Origin of the sequence: Streptomyces soli (genome assembly GCF_003999195.1) — a bacterium.
GTDB lineage: Bacteria > Actinomycetota > Actinomycetes > Streptomycetales > Streptomycetaceae > Actinacidiphila > Actinacidiphila soli.
In genome coordinates this window covers 57,222-75,820 of sequence record NZ_RJVR01000360.1, presented here as the reverse complement: position 1 = coordinate 75,820, position 18,599 = coordinate 57,222, and the positions used below count along the sequence as shown (strand labels likewise).

The window sequence follows — 18,599 nt, the reverse complement described above, 5'->3', positions numbered from 1 at the left end:
GGAGATGCGCTGCCGCCAGCCTGGCATGGGAGTGCACATATAGGGTTAACACCGCGTGCACGAAGCACCGCCACAAGCGTGAGGAAGGAAGAGACAGACCGCCATGCGTATCGGAGTTCTCACCGCCGGCGGCGACTGCCCGGGCCTCAACGCCGTGATCCGCTCGGTCGTCCACCGGGCCCTGACCGGTCACCACGACGAGGTCATCGGCTTCGAGGACGGCTTCAAGGGGCTCCTCGAAGGCCGCTTCCGCCCGCTCGACCTCGACTCCGTCGGCGGCATCCTCGCCCGTGGCGGCACCATCCTCGGCTCCGCCCGCCTGGAGCGCGCCCGCCTGCATGAAGCCGCCGACGACTGGCGGGCCATCTGCTCCGACTACGGCCTGGACGTCCTGATCCCCATCGGCGGCGAGGGCACGCTGACCGCCGCCCGGATGCTCTCGGACGCGGGGATGCCGGTGGTGGGCGTACCCAAGACCATCGACAACGACATCTCCTCCACCGACCGCACCTTCGGCTTCGACACCGCCGTCACCGTCGCCACCGAGGCCATCGACCGTCTGAAGACCACCGCCGAGTCCCATCAGCGGGTGATGGTGGTGGAGGTCATGGGCCGGCACGCCGGCTGGATCGCCCTGGAGTCCGGCATGGCCGGCGGCGCCCACGGCATCTGTCTGCCCGAGCGGCCCTTCGACCCCGACGACCTGGTCGCGATGGTCGAGGAGCGCTTCGCCCGGGGCAAGAAGTTCGCCGTCATCTGCGTCGCCGAGGGCGCCCACCCGGCCGAGGGCACCATGCCGTACGCCAAGGGCGAGATCGACCAGTACGGCCATGAGCGCTTCGTCGGCATCGGCACCCGCCTCGCCGCCGAACTGGAGTACCGCCTCGGCAAGGAGGCCAAGCCGGTCATCCTGGGCCATGTGCAGCGCGGTGGCGTCCCCACGGCGTACGACCGGGTGCTGGCGACGCGCTTCGGCTGGCACGCGGTCGACGCCGCCCACAAGGGCGCCTTCGGGCACATGACGGCGCTGCACGGCACGACGATCGACCTGGTGCCGCTCGCGGACGCGGTGACCGCGCTCAAGCGGGTGCCGGAAGACCGGATGGAAGAGGCCGAGTCGGTCTTCTGACGCCCTTCACCTGAGCGGCGAAACGGCCGAGGGCGCCCGCCCCGCAAGGAGGTTGGCGCCCTCGGCCGTTTTCGTGCGGCTCCCGGAGGTCCGGTTCAGTTCGAGTTGTACACATGCATGCCGGGGACGGTCAGCGTGCCGCCGAACTGTCCCGCCTGGATGACCGTGACATTGGTGAAGAAGGCCACGGGGACGTTCACCGGCGGCGGGCTGTTGGGCGTGAAGGTGATCGGGATGAGGCCGAAGAGGTTGCCCTTCAGCGACTCCGTGTACATGGTCACCGTGCCGTCCTTGATGGTCGACGTGGAACCCGCGGCCGCCTGAACGTGGGACTTCGTACCGTTCGGGCCGTCCACGATCTGGTGCAGGTTCTTGATGTCGACGCCGGTCGCGGTGAACTTGAGGACCTTCTTGACCGTGCCGTTGTGCGTCCTGACCTCGACGATGCCCTTGTAGTCCAGACCTGTGAGGGTGAGCAGGTCGGTCTTCAGGGTCCAGGGCGTGTCCGGCAGCAGCGAGGACGTGTCCTGGGCCTGCGCGTTCGCCAGGGCTTGGGCGTCGTGCGTGGGGCAGGGGTACGGGGTGTCGGTGGACGAGGCGCTGGGGCTCGCGGTTGCGGTCGCCGTGGCCGCGGCCTGGTTGGCGGCCTTGGTGGCCTTCGCGAGGGTGTCCGCGGCCGAGGACGTCGCGTTGTCCGTCGTCTTCTTGGCCGCCTTGGTTGCCGTGTCCGACGCGGAGGCCGTGGTCGAGCTCGCCTTCGGGGTCGCCGTGGCGCTCGGGGTGGCACTGGAGGACGACGTCTTCGCCGACGAGGACGAGGACGACGTGGTGCTGTTGACGCCCAGCAGGTTCTTCAGCGCGTCGCCCACACCCAGCGGGTCCAGCGGGTTCGTGGTCGAACTCGCGGAGGCCGAGGGGGTCGAGGACGCGGTCGGGGTGCTGGTCTTGCCGCCGCCCGAGGACGACGAACTCTTCGTTGACGAACTCGCCGACGGGGTCGGCGTCGCGGTCGCCTTGGTGCCGGCGGTGCTGTCACTCGAGGACGACGAGGACTTCGAGGACGAACTCGCGCTCGCACTCGGAGTCGAGCTCGACGAGGACGATGCCGACGGCGTCGCCGACTCCGTGGTGTCGGAGCACGACGTACCGGAGAAGGGGTTCTTCGGTAGTTCGTCGGCGGACGCCAGGCGCGGTGTGAGCCCCATGCCCATGAGTACGGCGGTCGGCATGGCGGCGATGGCTATCGCCTTGCCCGCGGGTACCTGCAGTTTGGTCAGCAGCGACTTTCTCGGTGCCGCGTGGCGCGGCCCCGTTCCGACACGCGGGCCGCCACCCACGGTCACGTCGGCCTGCTGAGCCTCATCACCCCGCACTGTGCCTCCCGTTCGCTTCTACGGCGTGGTCGTGCTCGTACTCATGCGCGTACGCGTCGGTCTCGACGTACTCGCCCTGACCGCCGCCGTCCGCATCGCCGCCGTCCGGCAGCTCGGCCGGGTCGGCACCTGGTTCGGCCGCCGGGTCCGCGGGGACCCAGGCGACGGCGAGGGCGCCGCCGATCAGGCCCAGCAGGAAGCCCATCAGGAAGCCGCCGATGTTGGAGACGACCAGCGAGACCAGCGCCAGCATGATCGACGCGACACCGGCGAAGACCCGGGCCACCGCCTGGTACCACATGGTCAGGCCAAGCACCACCAGCAGTACGCCGATGATCAGCGAACCGGCTCCGGCCGTGGTGGCCATGGCCAGCGTGAGCCCGCCAAGGCTGAGATGTGCGTACGGGAAGTACGCGATGGGCCCCCCGGCGAGGATCGTGAGCAGGCCCGCCCAGAACGGCCGCTGCCCGCGCCAAACGCGGAAGCGGAACCGCCAATAGCCGACCCGGCCCTGTGTCTCGGCGCTCATGGAAAACAGCTCCCTGGGACTGACTTTCAAAGAAAGAGGGTGTGGCTGGGAAAGGTGAGGGGCGTCCCGCGCCCCTCACCCCCCTCAGTCAGTGCTTAGTAGCACTCGAAACCGGCGCCGGAGCCCTTCTTGACCGACATGCTCAGCCCGCTGAGCTTGAAGGTTCCCGCGCTGGTCGCCCAGGCGGTCTGCTTCACGTCGGTAAGAACGGCCTTGTCGGCCTCCTGGGCGAACGAGCCCGGGTCAGTGTGATCGCCGGCCTTGATGCCGGGACCCTTTGTGCTGTCACCGGCCGCGACACCAATGTTGATGTTGGTGAACGTGGCATCGGCGTTGAGCTGGTCCAGGTCGATGTAGAGGTTCTTCGCCTCGACAGGCGTGCTACCGCTACCCGCGCCCAGCTTCAGCGTCACATCACCGAAGACCGGGACCGGCACAACCACGGACTGGCAAAGGTTCTCGATCGTGGCGCTGTTGAACGCCGAAACCGCGACCGGGACCATCTTGCCGCCGTGCTGGGCGTCAAGAGCTCCGTACTGGACGAAGCCCTCACCGGTCAGCTTGTCGGCCGTGACCTTGAACTGCTGTCCGGACACACTGAACGACGCGGCGAGCGCACCCTGACCCAGGGCAACGCCAATCACCGCGGTGGCCGCGACGGACGGCACCATGACGACGGCGAACCGCTTCCATCTGGTACCGCCGCGAACGAGCGACTCCATGAAATTTTCCTCCTTCTCGGACGTACATCTCCGGCCGAGATCGGATCCGGGCCTGGGATGGGAGAAGTGCTACGTCCTCGGGAAGGAGAGCGCCGTCGACTTCACCGGCCATCCCAGGGGAATGCGGACGGCAGTGTCCGAACAATCGGCGATCACCCCCGAGCGACAACCACTCGGCCACGCTCTCGCGCAACCAGCTGGACAGGCCCCGCCGGTTGGCAGAGACCCCCCTGTCCACGGGCAGCGGCGATGGCCGCGAACCCGGCTCGGTGGGGACCCGTTTCCCTCGGGCCCGACCGGATGCCGGGCTGCGGTCACGGACCGAGCTTGGCCGATCGTGGTCCATTCGCGGCCGTCGCACAAGGGGCCTCGTTACTAGCGGGTAACGGAGCGATAACCCAGCACTGCCGGTCCGAACCGAGCTGCTCACGCTGAGTAGTTGAGGTGGGCCCGTGAAAGTCGGATAAAGAACGATGAAAACGGGCGAAAGGGCACCCTGCTCCTACCGGAAGTAACAGCGACCGCGCTTCATCAAGATTTGGTAAAGCGCGGCCGCCGAAGTCACTGCTGTACGCAAGTGGTCGAACCGGCATTCGATCCGGCCAACTTCGTCAGAACAGCACCCGCGCCAGCGCCGCCCGCGCCGCCGTCACCCGGGGATCGTCGGAGCCGATCACCTCGAACAGCTCCAGCAGCCGCAGCCGCGCCGCGTTGCGGTCATCTCCCGCCGTCCTGCGCACGGTCTCCACCAAACGCCCGAAGGCGTCCTCGACATGGCCGCCCGCCAGGTCCAGGTCAGCGGCCGCGAGCTGCGCCGGTACGTCGGACGGGTTGTCCGCCGCCGCCTTGCGCACCGCCTGCGGATCCGCGTCCTGCACCCGGTTCAGCAGCTCCGCCTGGGCCAGGCCCAGCTTCGCCTCCGTATTGGCCGGGTCGTCCGACAGCACGTTCTTGTACGCCTGGACGGCGCCGCCCAGGTCTCCCTGGTCCAGCGCGTCATGCGCCGCCGACAGCGCGATCTCCTGCGGCGTGGCCTCCCGCTCCGGCGCCTCCGCCGGAGCCTGGCCCTCCGCCACGGGGATCCCCACGATGCCGAAGCGCTGCTCGGCCACCGCGATCAACTGGTCCAGCACCTCACGGATCTGGTCCTCCGGCGCCGCGCCCTGGAAGAGCGGCATGGCCTGCCCCGCCAGCACCGCGAAGACCGCCGGGATGCCCTGCACCCCGAACTGCTGGAAGAGCATCTGGTTCGCGTACACATCGACCCTGGCGACGACGAACCGGCCGGCGTACTCCCCCGCGAGGCGGGCCAGCGTGTCGCCCAGCTCGAGGCTGGCGGGGGCTTGCTCGGCCTCGAAGCTGATGACGACCGGGACCTCGGTGGAGCGCTGCAGTACATCGCTCTCGAAGGTGGCCTCACTGACGTCGATCACAAGGGAAGAGGCGGTCGCGGCGGCACCGCCGCCGTTACGAGCGGCGTCCGCGCGGGCCTGTTCGGCCTTCGCCTTGGCCTCGCTGGCCGCCTTCACCGCGGCGAGGTCGACCACGCCGCTCATGGACATGTTCCGTGGCTGCATGAGACCAATCCTCCCCCCTCATCGCGGTCGCCGGACAATCGACCTTACGCTACGCGCCGTAGCGTATCTGCATGGCCGTTTTCCGCGCAACGGGGATAGGGTCCGAACCCATGTCTACCCACCCCACAGGGAAACGCACCGGCCGGCCGCGCAGCGCTTCGGCCGATCTGGCGATCCTGGAAGCGACGCGTGCCGCGCTGGTGGAACTGGGCTGGGGAAAACTCACCATGAGCGACGTCGCCGGCCGCGCGGGCGTTGCCAAAACCACCCTCTACCGGCGCTGGGCCAACAAGCACGACCTCGCCGTGGACGCCGTCGCCGTCCTCTTCGACGAGCTCCAACTTCCCGACCTGGGCAGCCTCCGGGCCGACGTGGAGGGCGTCGTCCTGCAGTTCGCCGCGCTGCTGGAGCGGCCCGAGGCAAAGACAGCCCTGATGGCGGTCGTCGCCGAGGCCACGAACGACGCCGCCCTCCGGCTGCGCATCCGCTCCTCCATCGTCGACCGCCAAAAACGCCTCGTCGTCGAGGGCCGCCGCCGCGCCCAGCGCCGCGGCGAAATCCCCCCCGACCCCCCCGGCACCGACCCCGCCCCCCAGATCGACCTCATCTTCGACGTCATCGCCGGCGCGGTGGTGCACCGCACCCTCGTCAGCGGCGAACCAGTCGACGCGACGTGGGTCGCCGGCTTCACGGCCCTGTTGCTCACGGGGCTTGCGTCAGCCTGAGCCGACGTGGTTGTGGGCAGGCGTTCCGCACTGGCGGACGGCCTACCCCCAATCCAGAGGCCACGTTCAGAAGCGCGCAGGCTCGATGTAGCCGCCCCACTCCTCCCTCAGGACCCCGCAGATCTCACCGAGCGTCGCTTCGGCCCGCGCAGCGTCGAGCATGGGGGCAATCATGTTCGTACCGTCTCGCGCGGCGGCGAGCATGGCCTTGAGGGCGGAGGCGACAGCCGCCTCGTCGCGGGCGGCCTTGCGATCGGCGAGGACGCGGACCTGGTCGCGTTCGACTTCGTGGCTGACGCGGAGGATCTCGAGGTCGCCGGTGACCGAGCCGTGGTGGACGTTGACGCCGACGACCCGCTTGTCGCGCTTCTCCAGGGCCCGCTGGTACGTGAAGGCGGCTTCCGCGATCTCCCCGGTGAACCAGCCGTCCTCGATGCCGCGCAGGATGCCGGAGGTCATGGGCCCGATGGGATGCCGCCCGTCCGGGACGGCCCGGACGCCCATCTCCCTGATCTTCTCGAAGATGCGTTCCGCGTCGGCCTCGATGCGGTCGGTGAGCGCCTCGACGTACCAGGAACCGCCCAGCGGATCCGCGACGTTGGCGACCCCGGTCTCCTCCATCAGTACCTGCTGCGTGCGCAGCGCGATCTCAGCCGCCTGCTCGCTCGGCAGGGCCAGGGTCTCGTCCAGGGCGTTGGTGTGCAGGGAGTTCGTCCCGCCGAGCACTGCCGCCAGGGCCTCGACCGCCGTCCGTACAACGTTGTTGTACGGCTGCTGGGCCGTGAGCGAGACCCCGGCCGTCTGCGTGTGGAAGCGCAGCCACTGCGCCTTCTCGCTCTTCGCGCCGTACACGTCCCGCATCCAGCGGGCCCAGATCCGCCGCGCGGCCCGGAACTTGGCGATCTCCTCGAAGAAGTCGAGGTGCGCGTCGAAGAAGAAGGACAGCCCCGGCGCGAAGGCGTCGACGTCCAGCCCGCGCGACAGCCCCAGCTCCACATAGCCGAAGCCGTCGGCCAGCGTGTAGGCGAGCTCCTGCGCGGCCGTGGAGCCGGCCTCACGGATGTGGTAGCCGGAGACGGACAGCGGTTTGTACGCGGGGATGCCGGCGGCGCAGTGCTCCATGAGGTCGCCGATGAGCCGCAGGTGCGGCTCGGGCTCGAAGAGCCATTCCTTCTGGGCGATGTATTCCTTGAAGATGTCGGTCTGGAGCGTGCCGTTGAGGACGGCGGGGTCGACGCCCTGGCGCTCGGCCGCGACAAGGTACATACAGAAGACGGGGACGGCCGGCCCGGAGATGGTCATGGAGGTCGTGACGTCGCCGAGCGGGATGTCCTTGAAGAGGAGCTCCATGTCGGCGGCGGAGTCGATGGCGACGCCGCAGTGGCCGACCTCACCCAGCGAGCGCGGGTCGTCGGAGTCGCGCCCCATGAGCGTGGGCATGTCGAAGGCGACCGAGAGGCCTCCGCCGCCCGCCTCCAGGATCATCTTGTAGCGCTCATTCGTCTGCTCGGCGTTGCCGAAGCCGGCGAACTGGCGGATGGTCCAGGTCCGGCCCCGGTACCCCGTCGCGTACAGGCCACGGGTGTACGGATACTCGCCGGGCCAGCCGATCCGCTCGAAGCCGGGCACCTCCGAACCGGGCGGCGGCCCGTAGACCGGCTCCACGGGGTCCCCGGAGAGCGTGGTGAAGTCCGCGTCCCGTTTGCGGGAGGCGTCGTACCGGGCCTGCCAGCGGCGGCGGGCCTCGTCGATCGCGTCGGCGTCCATACCTTCGAATTTACTAGGACGTCCTAGTAAATGTCGATGGCAAACCGCCCGCCGTACGAGCGATGCGCGAGGCGGGCGGTTGACGTCAGGACCGTCAGGCGCTGACCGGCTCGGCGGCGGCGGCCGCGATCAGCGGCTCGACCTCCCGCGACACCTTGCGTTCGACGAAGAACGCGGCGGTCGGGACCGTCCCGGCCAGCAGCACCCACAGGAGCTTGGGGAGCGGCCACTTCGCCTTGGAACCCAGGTCGAAGGCGAAGATCAGGTAGACCACGTAGAGCCAGCCGTGGGCGATGGCGACGACCTGGGTGAACGCCGCCGCCCCGTCGATCTTGAGGACGTACTTGGCGATCACACCGAGAGTCAGCAGGATCAGCAGTACGCCGGTGGTGTACGCGAGCGCGCGGTACCGGGTCAGAACACTCTGCTTCATGCGGATGAGCCTAACCGTTGCGATTCCGGCGCTTTACGCGCCCTCCTCGAAGTCGCCGGCCGCTATCCGCAGCGGCCTCAGCAGGGCGAAGATCTCGCCGCACTCCTCGGCGTCGTACGTCCCGAGGCCGAAGTCCATCGCCATGAGGTCCTCGGTCGCGGCGTCGCAGACCTCGCGGCCCTTGTCGGTGATCGAGGCGAGGGTGCCGCGCCCGTCGTTCGGGTTGGGCCGCTTGGCGACCAGGCCGGAGGCGACCAGCCGGTCGACGGTGTTGGTGACGGAGGTGGGGTGCACCATCAGCCGCTCGCCGATCTTGGACATCGGGAGCTCGCCGGCCTTGCTGAAGGTGAGCAGCACCAGCGCCTCGTACCGGGCGAAGGTGAGCCCGTACGGCTTGACGACAGCGTCGACCTGGCCGAGCAGGATCTGCTGCGCGCGCATGATCGAGGTGATCGCGGCCATCGAGGGCACCCGGCCCCAGCGCCGGGTCCAGGTCTCGTCGGCGCGTGCGATCGGATCGAAAGGCAGGCTCAGCGGCTTCGGCACGGGCCAGAGCCTACCCGCCGGTCACATCGTGGGCAGCCCTGTCTCACCGAACGGACGAGCCGAATCGATGATCATAAGCGATCGGCCTGTGGTGCCTATTACAGCGGTGTTTCAGCCACCCCAAGAGCGGATTACGGCCGGAAATCACCCCTCATAGGGGAGGGATTCCCCTAGTCCCGCGACGCTTTGGTGCCTCTTTATCCCTGGTAAGGCCAACGTAAGGGGACGTCCACGCGACCAATAACCGGCCATTGGGTGAAGTGGACCTGTGGTCCTCTTCGGTGAAGAACCTCGACGTCCACTACTCCTCGGGCGTCGGCAACCACTTCTACTACCTGCTCGCCGAGGGCAGCGGCTCCAAGACCATCAATGGCGTCAGCTACTCCAGCCCCACCTACAGCGGCACCACCGTCACCGGCATCGGCCGCGACAAGGCCGCCGCCATCTGGTACCGCGCCCTCACCGTCTACTTCACCTCCTCCACCAGCTACTCCGCCGCCCGCGCCGCCACCCTCAAGGCGGCCACCGACCTCTACGGCAGCACCAGCACCGAGTACAAGGCCGTCGCCGCCGCCTGGACCGGCGTCAACGTCAGCTGACCCCGCTCCTCAGGTCATCACCGGCGGTGGTGCGGTCCGTACGCTCTACGGACCGCACCACCGCTGTCGTACGTCCGGGGAGGTGACCGCCGCATGCCACTGCATCTGCGCTTCGGTACCGACGACCTGTTGCGCTGCCGGTTCGCGCTGTCGCCGCTGTGCGAGACGCATGAGGCCGTACGGACCCTGCGGCGCACCGAGCGGCACGGCTACCACCGGCCGTGGCTGCGGCGGATGCGGCCGGCCGTGGCCGGGCTCGATCTGGCGCCGTTGTGGCTGTTCATGCCGCAGCCGGGCTATACGCCGGACTTCCTGGGCCGGCCGCCGGCAACCCCCGCGCCCACCTTCGAGGACGAGCTGGCGCTGCTGCGCGGCACCGATCCGGGGCTGGCCCGGGAGGAGATGGTCCGGTCGCTGGCGTGCACGCCGGGTGCCGCCGAATCGCCCCTGGGCCGGGAGCTGCTGGCGGATCCGGCGTACGCCGTCCAGCGCCTGGCCGATGTCACCGAGCAGATCTGGCAGGCACTGGTCGCCCCGGACTGGCCCCGGCTGCGGGCGTTGCTCGAGGCCGACATCGCGTACCGCTCAAGGCAGTTGGCCCTGGACGGCCTGCGCGGGCTCTTCGCCGACCTGCACCCGAGGCTGGCCTGGGCGGACGGCACGCTGACCCTGCATACCCGCGACGACCACCTGGAGGAGCAGCGGCTCGACGGCCGGGGTGTCCTGCTGCTGCCCAGCGTCTTCGTCTGGCCGGACGCGGTCAGCGGCTTCGCCGAGCCCTGGCAGCCGACCGTGATCTACCCCGCCCGTGGCATCGGCGCCCTCTGGCAGACCCCGCAGGCCCCCTCCGACGCCCTCGTCCGGCTCCTCGGACCCAACCGCGCCGCCATCCTCGCCGGTCTCGACGAGCCCGCCTCCACCACCGTCCTCGCCGACCGGCTCGGCCTCGCCCCGTCCTCCGTCTCCGCGCACCTGACCGTCCTGCGGGACGCCGGACTGCTCACCTCGCGCCGCCACGGGCACCAGGTCCTGTACGAGCGCACACCGCCGGGCCTCGCCCTAGCGGGAGCCGGGGGCAGCGGTCCGGCGTAGCCTCGCCCGTACCGCGCGCTGCGCGACCGGGCCCAGCTCCTCCAACGCGGTCATCAGCCCGGCCAGTTGCTCCAGCGAGGACAGCGCGCGCTCGGTCCCCTCCGGATCCACGCCCTCGTACAGCTCCAGCCCGACAAAGCCCGCCGCCACGGCCCGCGCGAGCCCGCCGACATCCACGAACTCCGCGAGCGGCGTACCGCCCAGCACCCGCGTCAGCACCTGCTCGGTCTCGTCCACCCACAGCGTGAGCCCCGCCGCCGTCGCCGGCACCAGCCGCTCCTGCGTCTGGGCCCCGGCCAGCAGCTGGGCCAGGACGGCGACATGGCCGGCGGCGCGTTCCTGCGCGTGCAATTGCCTTGCCAGGGCGATGAGTTCGGCCAGCGTACGGACCTCTCCGAGCCGCTCCCGGTACAGCGCGACCCGCTCCTCGGCGCCATGCCGGGCGGCCGCCGCCAGCAGCTCGTCCATCGACCCGAAGTGATAGAAGACCAACGCCTGGTTCACCCCCGCCGCCGCCGCAACCGTCCGCGCCGACGCCCCCGCGATCCCGTGCTCCCCCAGCACCTCCAGCGCCCCCGCCAACAGCCTCTCCCGCGTGTCGCTCATGCCCGGGCCTCCTCCCGCACGCCGTGCACAGCGAAAGCCGGGGTCCGGATCCCGTCCGAGCAGTGCCGCTCCCCAGCGGTGGTGGTGCCCGACCAGTGACGCATTGAGTCCCGGAAGGACCCGGACCCCGTACCTGAATCGCCGCGGCTCCCCTTCCGCGCGTCCCAGGCAACTTTTGAGCGGTCGCTCAATTTGACTTTAAGGCAAATTTGAGCGACCGCTCAATGAGGGAAAACCCTACGCAAGGTGCCGTTCGATCGTTTCGACCTTGGACGTCAGGCCGTCCGTGACGCCCTGCCGGATGTCGGCCTTGAGCACGAGGGACACGCGCGGCGCACGGGCCTCGACGGCTGCGACGGCGCGCTTGACGACGTCCATGACCTCGTCCCAGTCGCCCTCGATGGAGGTGAACATCGCGTCGGTGCGGTTCGGGAGGCCGGACTCGCGGACGACGCGGACGGCGTCGGCGACGTATTCGCCGACGTCCTCGCCGACGCCGAGCGGGGAGACGGAGAAGGCGACGATCATGCCTTGGCTCCCGCTTCCTGGCGGGCCCGGGCCGCGATGATCTCGTCGTCCAGTTCGCGCCTCAGCTTCCGCTCGGCGACGAACCCGCCAAGCGGCACCACCGACAGGACGAGGTAGACGAAGGCGGGCTTCTTGTCCCACCTGGCACGGTTCCACGCGTCGGCCCAGAAGACCACGTACAGAATGAAGAGGATGCCGTGTACCCAGCCCAGCACGGGCACCGGGTTGAAGGAGGTCGCGTTCTTGAGGACCACCCCGATCGGCAGCAGCAGGAAGTAGGACACCGCCTCGGGGGCGGAGACCAGTCGGAGCCTTTGCAGCGCTGAGGCTGTTTTGATGTCCACGGATCACCTTCGGGGGTTGGGGCAGCGCTTGTGCGTACGTTCACAAGCAGCTCCCATTATCGCCCGTCCGTTCGCCGACCCTCGCCGGGGGTCGGCAACCGCGGGTCGCACGGTAGCGTCCCCCTCCACGACACCTGTGACACTCGCGACCAGCCAACGGGGATTGAGCCATGAAGTTCGACTGGGACCGGCGTACCTGCTCCCGCAAGGGGCACGTCACCTACGCCCCGGAGGAGGAGCATCTGCGCGAGCGGCTGCACGCCGCCACCGCGCTCGGCGACGCCTGGCGCTGCCTGCGCTGCGGCGACTTCGCGCTGGGCGCCCCGCACGGCTCGGGGCCGGCGGACCGGGCGCCCGAGGTGCCGCGCGGACGGGCGCTGCGGGACCTGTTCATCCTGCGCTTCCTCGCCGTGGAGCGGATCCTGCGCGGGCTGTTCATCGTCCTCGCCGCCTGGGCGGTGTGGAAGTTCAGCAACTCGCAGGACGCGGTCCACCGCCTCTTCGAGAACAACCTCACCGTCTTCCGGCCGATCGCCCAGCACTTCCACTACGACATCGACCACTCCCCCGTCGTCGACACCATCCGCAAGACCTTCGAGTACAAGCACTCGACGCTGTTGATCGTCGCCGTGGCCCTCCTCGCGTACGCGCTGATCGAGATCATCGAGGGCGTCGGCCTGTGGATGACCAAGCGCTGGGCGGAGTATCTGACCGTCGTCGCCACGGCCGCCTTCCTGCCGCTGGAGATCTACGAGCTGACGGAGAAGACCAGCTGGATCAAGATCGCCACGCTGGTCCTCAACATTCTCGCCGTCCTCTACATCCTGCTCTCCAAGCGGCTGTTCGGGCTGCGTGGCGGCGTCGAGGCCTTCGAGGCGGAGCGCCGCAGCGCGTCGCTGCTGGAGGTCGAGGAGTCGGCGGGCGAGCGCAACCCGGTGACGAGCGGCACGACGACGGATACGGTCTGACCCGTGGCGCAATTCCGACTGCAGGGCAGCAAAGTGCTCGCCGTGGACATGACCGGCGATGCCGTGAAGGCGAAGAACGGCGCGATGGTCGCGTACGACGGCCAGATGGCGTTCAAGAAGATGTCCGGCGGCGGCGAGGGCATCCGTGGCATGGTCACCCGCCGGCTCACCGGCGAGTCGATGGAGGTCATGGAGGTGAAGGGGCACGGCACCTGCTACTTCGCCGACCGCGCGAGCGAGATCAATCTCGTCCGCCTGCAAGGCGAGAAGCTCTACGTCGAGGCCAGCAACCTCCTCGCCACCGAGGCCGCCCTCCGCACCGGCACCACCTTCACCGGTCTGCGCGGCGCCTCCCAGGGCAACGGGCTGTTCACCACCACCGTCGAGGGCGTCGGCCAGGCCGCCATCACCTCCGACGGCCCGGCGATCGTGCTGCGCGTCACCTCCGGGACCCCGCTGCAGGTCGACCCGGGCGCGTACGTGGCCCACACCGGCAACCTCCGGCAGAACTTCCAGACCGGCATCAGCTGGCGCTCCATGATCGGCGAGAGCGGCGGCGAGTCCTTCCAGATCCGCTTCGAGGGCGAGGGCCTGGTCTACGTCCAGCCCAGCGAGCGCAACACGATCGGGGGGCAGTTCTGACCATGGCCTTCACCCGGATCAACTCCAAGATGGTCGAGGCCCAGGTCCTGCCGGGGCAGCGGCTCTTCAGCCAGCGCGGCGCCATGCTCGCCTACCGCGGCGACGTCACCTTCACCCCGAACATCCAGGGTGGCCAGGGCGGCTTCGCGTCCATGATCGGGCGGCGGGTCGCCAACGAGGCCACCCCCCTGATGACGGTCGAGGGGCGCGGCTCGGTGATGTTCGGCCACGGCGGCCACCACGTCCACACCATCGACCTGACCGGCGACACCCTCTACGTCGAGGCCGACCGCCTGCTGGCCTTCGAGGGCTCACTGCGGCAGAGCACGATGTTCATGGGCTCCCAGGGCGGCGTGATGGGCATCGTCCGCGGCCAGGTCACGGGCCAGGGCCTGTTCACCACGACCCTGCAGGGGCAGGGGGCCGTCGCCGTCATGGCCCACGGCGGCGTCATCGAGCTGCCGATCAGTCCGCAGCGGCCGGTCCACGTCGACCCGCAGGCGTACGTCGCCCATCGCGGCGACGTACGCAACAAGCTCTCCACCGCGCTGGGCTGGCGCGACATGGTCGGGCGCGGCTCCGGCGAGGCCTTCCAGCTGGAGCTGTCGGGGCAGGGCACGGTGTACGTACAGGCGTCGGAGGAGAAGCTGTGACGCTGCGCTCGCTGACCCGACGAGGACGAACCGGCCACCGCCGGGCGCACCACACACCGGCCGAGCGGCCGGGCACGGCACTGCGGCGAGGAGAAGGCCGATGAGTTCCCAGTACCCCGGCCCGGGAGGGCCCGTCGTCCACGACCCCTACACGCTCCCGGTAGACGACAACGTCAATCCGTACGCCTTCTGCGTGGACCTCAAGGGCCAGTGGTTCCTGCAGAAGGGCAAGATGATCGCCTACTACGGGCAGATCACCTTCAACGGCATCGGCCACGGCCCCCTCGACGGCCTCGTCCGCGCCAACTTCCACTCCCCACTGCATGCCTCCGACTGGATCGTCGCCGAGGGCCAGGGCAAGCTGCTGCTCGCCGACCGTGCCTTCGACGTCAACTCCTACGACCTCGAGAACGGCAACCTGACGATCCGCTCCGGCAACCTGCTGGCCTTCCAGCCCGGGCTCTCGCTCAAGCAGTCGATCATTCCGGGCTTCCTGACCCTGATCGGCACCGGCAAGTTCGTCGCCGCCTCAAATGGCGCCGTGCACTTCGTCGAGCCTCCGATCCGCGTCGACCCGCAGGCGCTGGTCGGCTGGGCCGACTGCCCGTCTCCCTGCCACCACTACGACCACGGTTACCTGCGCGGAGTTCTGGGCGGCGTCCGGGCGCTCACCGGCATCGGCGGCACCTCCGGCGAGGAACACCAGTTTGAATTCGTCGGCGCCGGGCAGGTCCTCCTCCAGTCCAGCGAAGTCCTGATGCCCGAGCAGGCCACCGGCGCCGTCCCCCACGAGCCCGGCGTCCCGGGCGCAGGCCACGGCGGACAGCAGCAGGGCGTGCCGCGCATGCCCGGCCAGCTGGGGGATCTGCAGCGCCGCTTCGGTCTGTGACCGCGCGGACACGGAAAAGCGACCCCAAGTAATCTAGTTTTCAACTTCCTAGGTATACTCACAACATGGAGACGGAGACGGAGACCAAGAAGCCCGGCAACAGCGATGGCCCCGACGTTTGGCTCACCGCCGCACAACAGCGTGCCTGGCGCACCCACCTGGAGGTCAGCAAACTCCTGACCCACCAGCTCGAACGCGATCTCCAGCCCTTCGGCCTGACCTACAACGACTACGAAATCCTGGTCAACCTCTCCGAAGCCCCGGACCGCCGCCTCCGCATGTCCGATCTCGCCCGCGCGACCCTCCAGTCCAAGTCCCGCCTCTCCCACCAGATCTCCCGTATGGAGACCGCTGGCCTGGTCCGCCGCGAGAACTGCGAATCCGACCGCCGCGGCCTCTTCGCCGTCCTCACCGACGACGGCTGGGAGACCATGCGCAAGGTCGCCCCTCACCACGTCGCCGCGGTGCGCGAGCACTTCATCGACCTCCTGGCGGATGAGGACCTGACAGCCCTGCAGCGCTCCCTGACGCCGGTGGCCGAGCACCTCCGCGAGGTCCGCGGCCGCGAATAGGGCGGGCGTAGGGCGGACCACGCCAGGGAGGTCAGCCCTCCGTCAGGCCCGCCACCAACTCGTCCGCCGCCGTGTACGGGTCGAGCTCGCCGTTGACGATGCGGTCGGCGAGGGAGTCGAGGCGGCGGTCGCCGTGGAGGTCGCCGATGCGTTCGCGCAGGGCCGTGACGGCGATGTGCTCGACCTCGAGGGCGGCGCGGCGACGACGACGGTCGGCGAGGACGCCGTGCTCCTCCATCCAGGCGCGGTGCTTTTCGAGCGAGGCGACGACTTCGTCGATGCCTTCACCACGGGCGGCGACGGTTTTGACGATGGGCGGACGCCAGTCGCCGGGAGCGCGGGATTCGCCGAGGCCGAGCATGTGGTTGAGCTCGCGGGCGGTGGCGTCGGCGCCGTCGCGGTCCGCCTTGTTGACGACGTAGACGTCGCCGATCTCGAGGATGCCGGCCTTGGCCGCCTGGATGCCGTCGCCCATGCCGGGAGCCAGCAGCACGACCGAGGTGTCGGCCTGGGCGGCGATCTCGACCTCGGACTGGCCGACGCCGACGGTCTCCACGAGGATCACCTCGCAGCCGGCCGCGTCGAGGACGCGAATGGCCTGCGGGGCCGCCCAGGCGAGGCCGCCGAGGTGGCCGCGGGTGGCCATGGAGCGGATGTAGACGCCGGGGTCGGACGCGTGGTCGGACATCCGGACCCGGTCGCCCAGCAGCGCGCCCCCACTGAACGGCGAGGACGGGTCCACCGCCAGTACGCCGACGCGCTTTCCGGCCCGGCGGTAGGCGGTGACCAGGGCCGACGTGGATGTGGACTTGCCGACGCCCGGGGAGCCGGTGAGCCCGACCACGTACGCGCCGCCGGTGAGCGGCGCGAGCGCGGCCATGACGTCACGGAGCTGCGGGGACGCCCCCTCCACGAGGGAGATCAGGCGGGCGACGGCGCGGGGGTGGCCCTGCCGTGCCTGCTCGACCAGGGTGGGGACGTCCACCATTGCGGCTCCGTTTCTACGATTTCTACGATCGGATCAGCGGATTACTTGTCCACGCGGATGATCAGAGCATCGCCCTGCCCACCGCCGCCGCACAAGGCGGCCGCGCCCACTCCACCGCCGCGCCGCTTCAGCTCAAGGGCGAGGTGAAGGACGAGCCGCGCGCCGGACATCCCGATCGGGTGACCGAGGGCGATGGCGCCGCCGTTCACGTTCACCTTTTCAGGTGTCACCCCGAGATCCTTCATCGACTGGACGGCGACGGCCGCGAAGGCCTCGTTGATCTCGATCAGGTCAAGATCTTCGACCCCCAGGCCCTCCTTCTTCAGGGCGTGCGCGATCGCGTTGGACGGCTGCGACTGCAGCGAGTTGTCCGGGCCCGCGACATTGCCGTGTGCGCCGATCTCGGCGATCCACTCCAGGCCCCACTCCTGCGCGAGGGCCTTGCTCATCACGACCACCGCCGCCGCACCGTCGGAGATCTGCGAGGACGTACCGGCCGTGATGGTGCCGTCCTTGGTGAAGGCGGGCCGCAGCTTGCCCAGGGACTCGGCGGTCGTCTCGGCGCGGATGCCCTCGTCCTTGCTGAAGACGACCGGCTCGCCCTTGCGCTGCGGGATCTCGACCGGCGTGATCTCGGCCTCGAAGAGCCCGTTCTTCTGGGCGGCGGCGGCCCGCTGGTGCGACAGGGCCGCGAACTCGTCCTGCGGGGCGCGGTCGATGCCGAGCCGGCTGTTGTGCTTCTCCGTGGACTCGCCCATCGCGATGTTCTCGAAGGCGTCGGTCAGCCCGTCGTACGCCATCGCGTCAAGGACCTCGACCGCGCCGTACTTGTAGCCCTCGCGGGACTTGGGGAGCAGGTGGGGGGCGTTGGTCATGGACTCCTGGCCGCCGGCCACCACCACGTCGAACTCACCCGCGCGGATCAGTTGGTCGGCAAGCGCGATCGCGTCGAGCCCGGACAGACACACCTTGTTGATGGTGAGCGCCGGGACGCTCATCGGGATCCCGGCCTTGACGGCGGCCTGGCGGGCGGGGATCTGGCCGGCCCCGGCCTGCAGCACCTGGCCCATGATCACGTACTGCACCTGGTCGCCGCCGATGCCCGCCCGGTCGAGGGCGGCCTTGATGGCGAAGCCGCCCAGGTCGGCTCCGGAGAAGCCCTTGAGCGACCCCAGCAGGCGCCCCATGGGGGTGCGGGCGCCTGCGACGATCACGGACGTTCGTGCTTCCTGGCTGGTCATGACGCGGCCCCTTTGCACGGAGGGAAGATGTTAACGAGGGTTTCCGTCAATGTACTGAGCGGTAGCGCCACGGTCACGCGGCGGACGGTGTGATCGCGCGCACGTTGCGTGACCATGCGTGTGAGGGGTGCACTGGACCCATGCTGACTCGAATCGACCACATCGGTATCGCCTGTTTCGACCTGGACAAGACCGTCGAGTTCTACCGTGCCACGTACGGCTTCGAGGTGTTCCACTCCGAGGTCAACGAGGAACAGGGTGTTCGCGAGGCCATGCTCAAGATCAACAACACCGACGACGGCGGGGCCTCCTACCTTCAGCTGCTGGAGCCGACCCGCGAGGACTCCACCGTCGCGAAGTGGCTGGCCAAGAACGGTGAGGGCGTCCACCACATCGCCTTCGGCACGGCGGACGTGGACGCGGACTCCGCCGACATCAAAAGCAAGGGCGTACGCGTCCTTTATGAGGAGCCGCGTATCGGTTCGATGGGGTCCCGAATCACATTCCTGCACCCCAAGGACTGTCATGGGGTACTCACAGAGCTCGTCACGTCCGACAAGGACCACTGACCCAGGCCCTTTCCCCCCGGTAGAGTGACCGAGCCGACCGGGGTGGGCTGGGTGGGGTACCGGCCCGCGCTTCGGCGTGGATCAGTCACAATTCTCCGTAAGGCCCT

22 protein-coding genes and 1 pseudogene are annotated in these 18,599 nt (G+C 69.3%); 11 read left to right on the top strand and 12 right to left on the bottom strand.

The window, feature by feature from the left end; genetic code table 11:
* Positions 1–103 precede the first annotated feature (103 nt).
* On the top strand, positions 104–1,129 hold the full coding sequence (locus tag EFK10_RS44675; protein WP_127361355.1) for an ATP-dependent 6-phosphofructokinase: 1,026 nt from the start codon (positions 104–106) through the stop codon (positions 1,127–1,129).
* Positions 1,130–1,224: 95 nt separating this feature from the next.
* Here EFK10_RS44675 and EFK10_RS52975 read toward each other — a convergent pair whose 3' ends face one another.
* A complete protein-coding gene (locus tag EFK10_RS52975; RefSeq protein ID WP_322973475.1) occupies positions 1,225–1,998 on the bottom strand; it encodes a hypothetical protein in 774 nt (257 codons plus the stop codon).
* Between the two features lie 22 nt (positions 1,999–2,020).
* Between EFK10_RS52975 and EFK10_RS52970 the strand changes: the two genes are divergently transcribed.
* Positions 2,021–2,485 (top strand): hypothetical protein, encoded by a 465-nt coding sequence (locus tag EFK10_RS52970; protein WP_322973474.1) that lies wholly within the window; start codon positions 2,021–2,023, stop codon positions 2,483–2,485.
* Positions 2,486–2,491: 6 nt separating this feature from the next.
* Here EFK10_RS52970 and EFK10_RS44665 read toward each other — a convergent pair whose 3' ends face one another.
* The 3 genes from EFK10_RS44665 to EFK10_RS44650 all read right to left on the bottom strand — a co-directional run bounded on the left by EFK10_RS44665 (position 2,492) and on the right by EFK10_RS44650 (position 5,330).
* Entirely contained in the window at positions 2,492–3,031 is a 540-nt protein-coding gene (locus EFK10_RS44665; protein WP_240677856.1) for a DUF6114 domain-containing protein, read from the bottom strand.
* Positions 3,032–3,126: 95 nt separating this feature from the next.
* A complete protein-coding gene (locus EFK10_RS44660; RefSeq protein ID WP_127361353.1) occupies positions 3,127–3,753 on the bottom strand; it encodes a DUF6230 family protein in 627 nt (208 codons plus the stop codon).
* Between the two features lie 611 nt (positions 3,754–4,364).
* A complete protein-coding gene (locus EFK10_RS44650) occupies positions 4,365–5,330 on the bottom strand; it encodes a tetratricopeptide repeat protein (RefSeq protein ID WP_127361352.1) in 966 nt (321 codons plus the stop codon).
* 110 nt (positions 5,331–5,440) lie between these two features.
* On the opposite strand from EFK10_RS44650, the gene EFK10_RS44645 reads away from it, so the two are divergent.
* Entirely contained in the window at positions 5,441–6,055 is a 615-nt protein-coding gene (locus EFK10_RS44645) for a TetR/AcrR family transcriptional regulator (protein WP_127361351.1), read from the top strand.
* Positions 6,056–6,121: 66 nt separating this feature from the next.
* On the opposite strand, the gene EFK10_RS44640 is transcribed toward EFK10_RS44645, so the two are convergent.
* The 3 genes from EFK10_RS44640 to EFK10_RS44630 all read right to left on the bottom strand — a co-directional run bounded on the left by EFK10_RS44640 (position 6,122) and on the right by EFK10_RS44630 (position 8,801).
* A complete protein-coding gene (locus EFK10_RS44640) occupies positions 6,122–7,822 on the bottom strand; it encodes an acyl-CoA mutase large subunit family protein (RefSeq protein ID WP_127361350.1) in 1,701 nt (566 codons plus the stop codon).
* Positions 7,823–7,916: 94 nt separating this feature from the next.
* On the bottom strand, positions 7,917–8,255 hold the full coding sequence (locus tag EFK10_RS44635) for a DUF3817 domain-containing protein (protein WP_127361349.1): 339 nt from the start codon (positions 8,253–8,255) through the stop codon (positions 7,917–7,919).
* 33 nt (positions 8,256–8,288) lie between these two features.
* A complete protein-coding gene (locus EFK10_RS44630) occupies positions 8,289–8,801 on the bottom strand; it encodes a MarR family winged helix-turn-helix transcriptional regulator (protein WP_127361348.1) in 513 nt (170 codons plus the stop codon).
* 263 nt (positions 8,802–9,064) lie between these two features.
* Between EFK10_RS44630 and EFK10_RS44625 the strand changes: the two are divergent.
* Together EFK10_RS44625 and EFK10_RS44620 are read left to right on the top strand one after the other, a co-directional pair.
* A pseudogene (locus EFK10_RS44625) lies at positions 9,065–9,400 on the top strand (M4 family metallopeptidase); the annotation flags it as partial.
* 93 nt (positions 9,401–9,493) lie between these two features.
* Positions 9,494–10,492 carry an ArsR/SmtB family transcription factor gene (locus tag EFK10_RS44620; protein WP_127361346.1) on the top strand — a complete coding sequence of 333 codons (999 nt, stop codon included), beginning with the start codon at positions 9,494–9,496 and terminating at the stop codon, positions 10,490–10,492.
* Here the strand turns inward: EFK10_RS44620 and EFK10_RS44615 are convergent.
* The 3 genes from EFK10_RS44615 to EFK10_RS44605 form a co-directional block, all read right to left on the bottom strand.
* Entirely contained in the window at positions 10,460–11,098 is a 639-nt protein-coding gene (locus EFK10_RS44615; protein WP_127361345.1) for a TetR/AcrR family transcriptional regulator, read from the bottom strand. The two genes, EFK10_RS44620 and EFK10_RS44615, sit on opposite strands and share 33 nt — an antisense overlap.
* A gap of 237 nt (positions 11,099–11,335) precedes the next feature.
* Positions 11,336–11,626 carry an MTH1187 family thiamine-binding protein gene (locus EFK10_RS44610; protein WP_127361344.1) on the bottom strand — a complete coding sequence of 97 codons (291 nt, stop codon included), beginning with the start codon at positions 11,624–11,626 and terminating at the stop codon, positions 11,336–11,338.
* Positions 11,623–11,970 carry a DUF3817 domain-containing protein gene (locus tag EFK10_RS44605; RefSeq protein WP_127361343.1) on the bottom strand — a complete coding sequence of 116 codons (348 nt, stop codon included), beginning with the start codon at positions 11,968–11,970 and terminating at the stop codon, positions 11,623–11,625. Before EFK10_RS44605 ends, EFK10_RS44610 begins: the two co-directional genes overlap by 4 nt.
* A gap of 170 nt (positions 11,971–12,140) precedes the next feature.
* Here EFK10_RS44605 and EFK10_RS44600 point away from each other — a divergent pair, with 170 nt between their 5' ends.
* The 5 genes from EFK10_RS44600 (at position 12,141) to EFK10_RS44580 (ending at position 15,694) form a co-directional block, all read left to right on the top strand.
* Positions 12,141–12,938 carry a DUF2127 domain-containing protein gene (locus EFK10_RS44600; protein ID WP_127361342.1) on the top strand — a complete coding sequence of 266 codons (798 nt, stop codon included), beginning with the start codon at positions 12,141–12,143 and terminating at the stop codon, positions 12,936–12,938.
* 3 nt (positions 12,939–12,941) lie between these two features.
* Positions 12,942–13,580, top strand: a complete 639-nt coding sequence (locus EFK10_RS44595; protein WP_127361341.1) for an AIM24 family protein — start codon at positions 12,942–12,944, stop codon at positions 13,578–13,580.
* 2 nt (positions 13,581–13,582) lie between these two features.
* The gene (locus EFK10_RS44590; RefSeq protein WP_127361340.1) at positions 13,583–14,233 is read left to right on the top strand and encodes an AIM24 family protein; all 651 of its coding nucleotides are present in this window, start codon (positions 13,583–13,585) and stop codon (positions 14,231–14,233) included.
* A gap of 100 nt (positions 14,234–14,333) precedes the next feature.
* Entirely contained in the window at positions 14,334–15,122 is a 789-nt protein-coding gene (locus EFK10_RS44585; protein ID WP_127361339.1) for an AIM24 family protein, read from the top strand.
* 65 nt (positions 15,123–15,187) lie between these two features.
* The gene (locus EFK10_RS44580; RefSeq protein ID WP_127361338.1) at positions 15,188–15,694 is read left to right on the top strand and encodes a MarR family winged helix-turn-helix transcriptional regulator; all 507 of its coding nucleotides are present in this window, start codon (positions 15,188–15,190) and stop codon (positions 15,692–15,694) included.
* A 31-nt stretch (positions 15,695–15,725) separates the two neighbouring features.
* On the opposite strand, the gene meaB is transcribed toward EFK10_RS44580, so the two are convergent.
* Entirely contained in the window at positions 15,726–16,682 is a 957-nt protein-coding gene (gene meaB, locus EFK10_RS44575; RefSeq protein WP_127361337.1) for a methylmalonyl Co-A mutase-associated GTPase MeaB, read from the bottom strand.
* Positions 16,683–16,723: 41 nt separating this feature from the next.
* Positions 16,724–17,923, bottom strand: a complete 1,200-nt coding sequence (locus EFK10_RS44570) for an acetyl-CoA C-acetyltransferase (RefSeq protein WP_127361336.1) — start codon at positions 17,921–17,923, stop codon at positions 16,724–16,726.
* A 140-nt stretch (positions 17,924–18,063) separates the two neighbouring features.
* On the opposite strand from EFK10_RS44570, the gene mce reads away from it, so the two are divergent.
* Positions 18,064–18,492, top strand: a complete 429-nt coding sequence (gene mce / locus EFK10_RS44565) for a methylmalonyl-CoA epimerase (protein ID WP_127361335.1) — start codon at positions 18,064–18,066, stop codon at positions 18,490–18,492.
* Positions 18,493–18,599 lie beyond the last annotated feature (107 nt).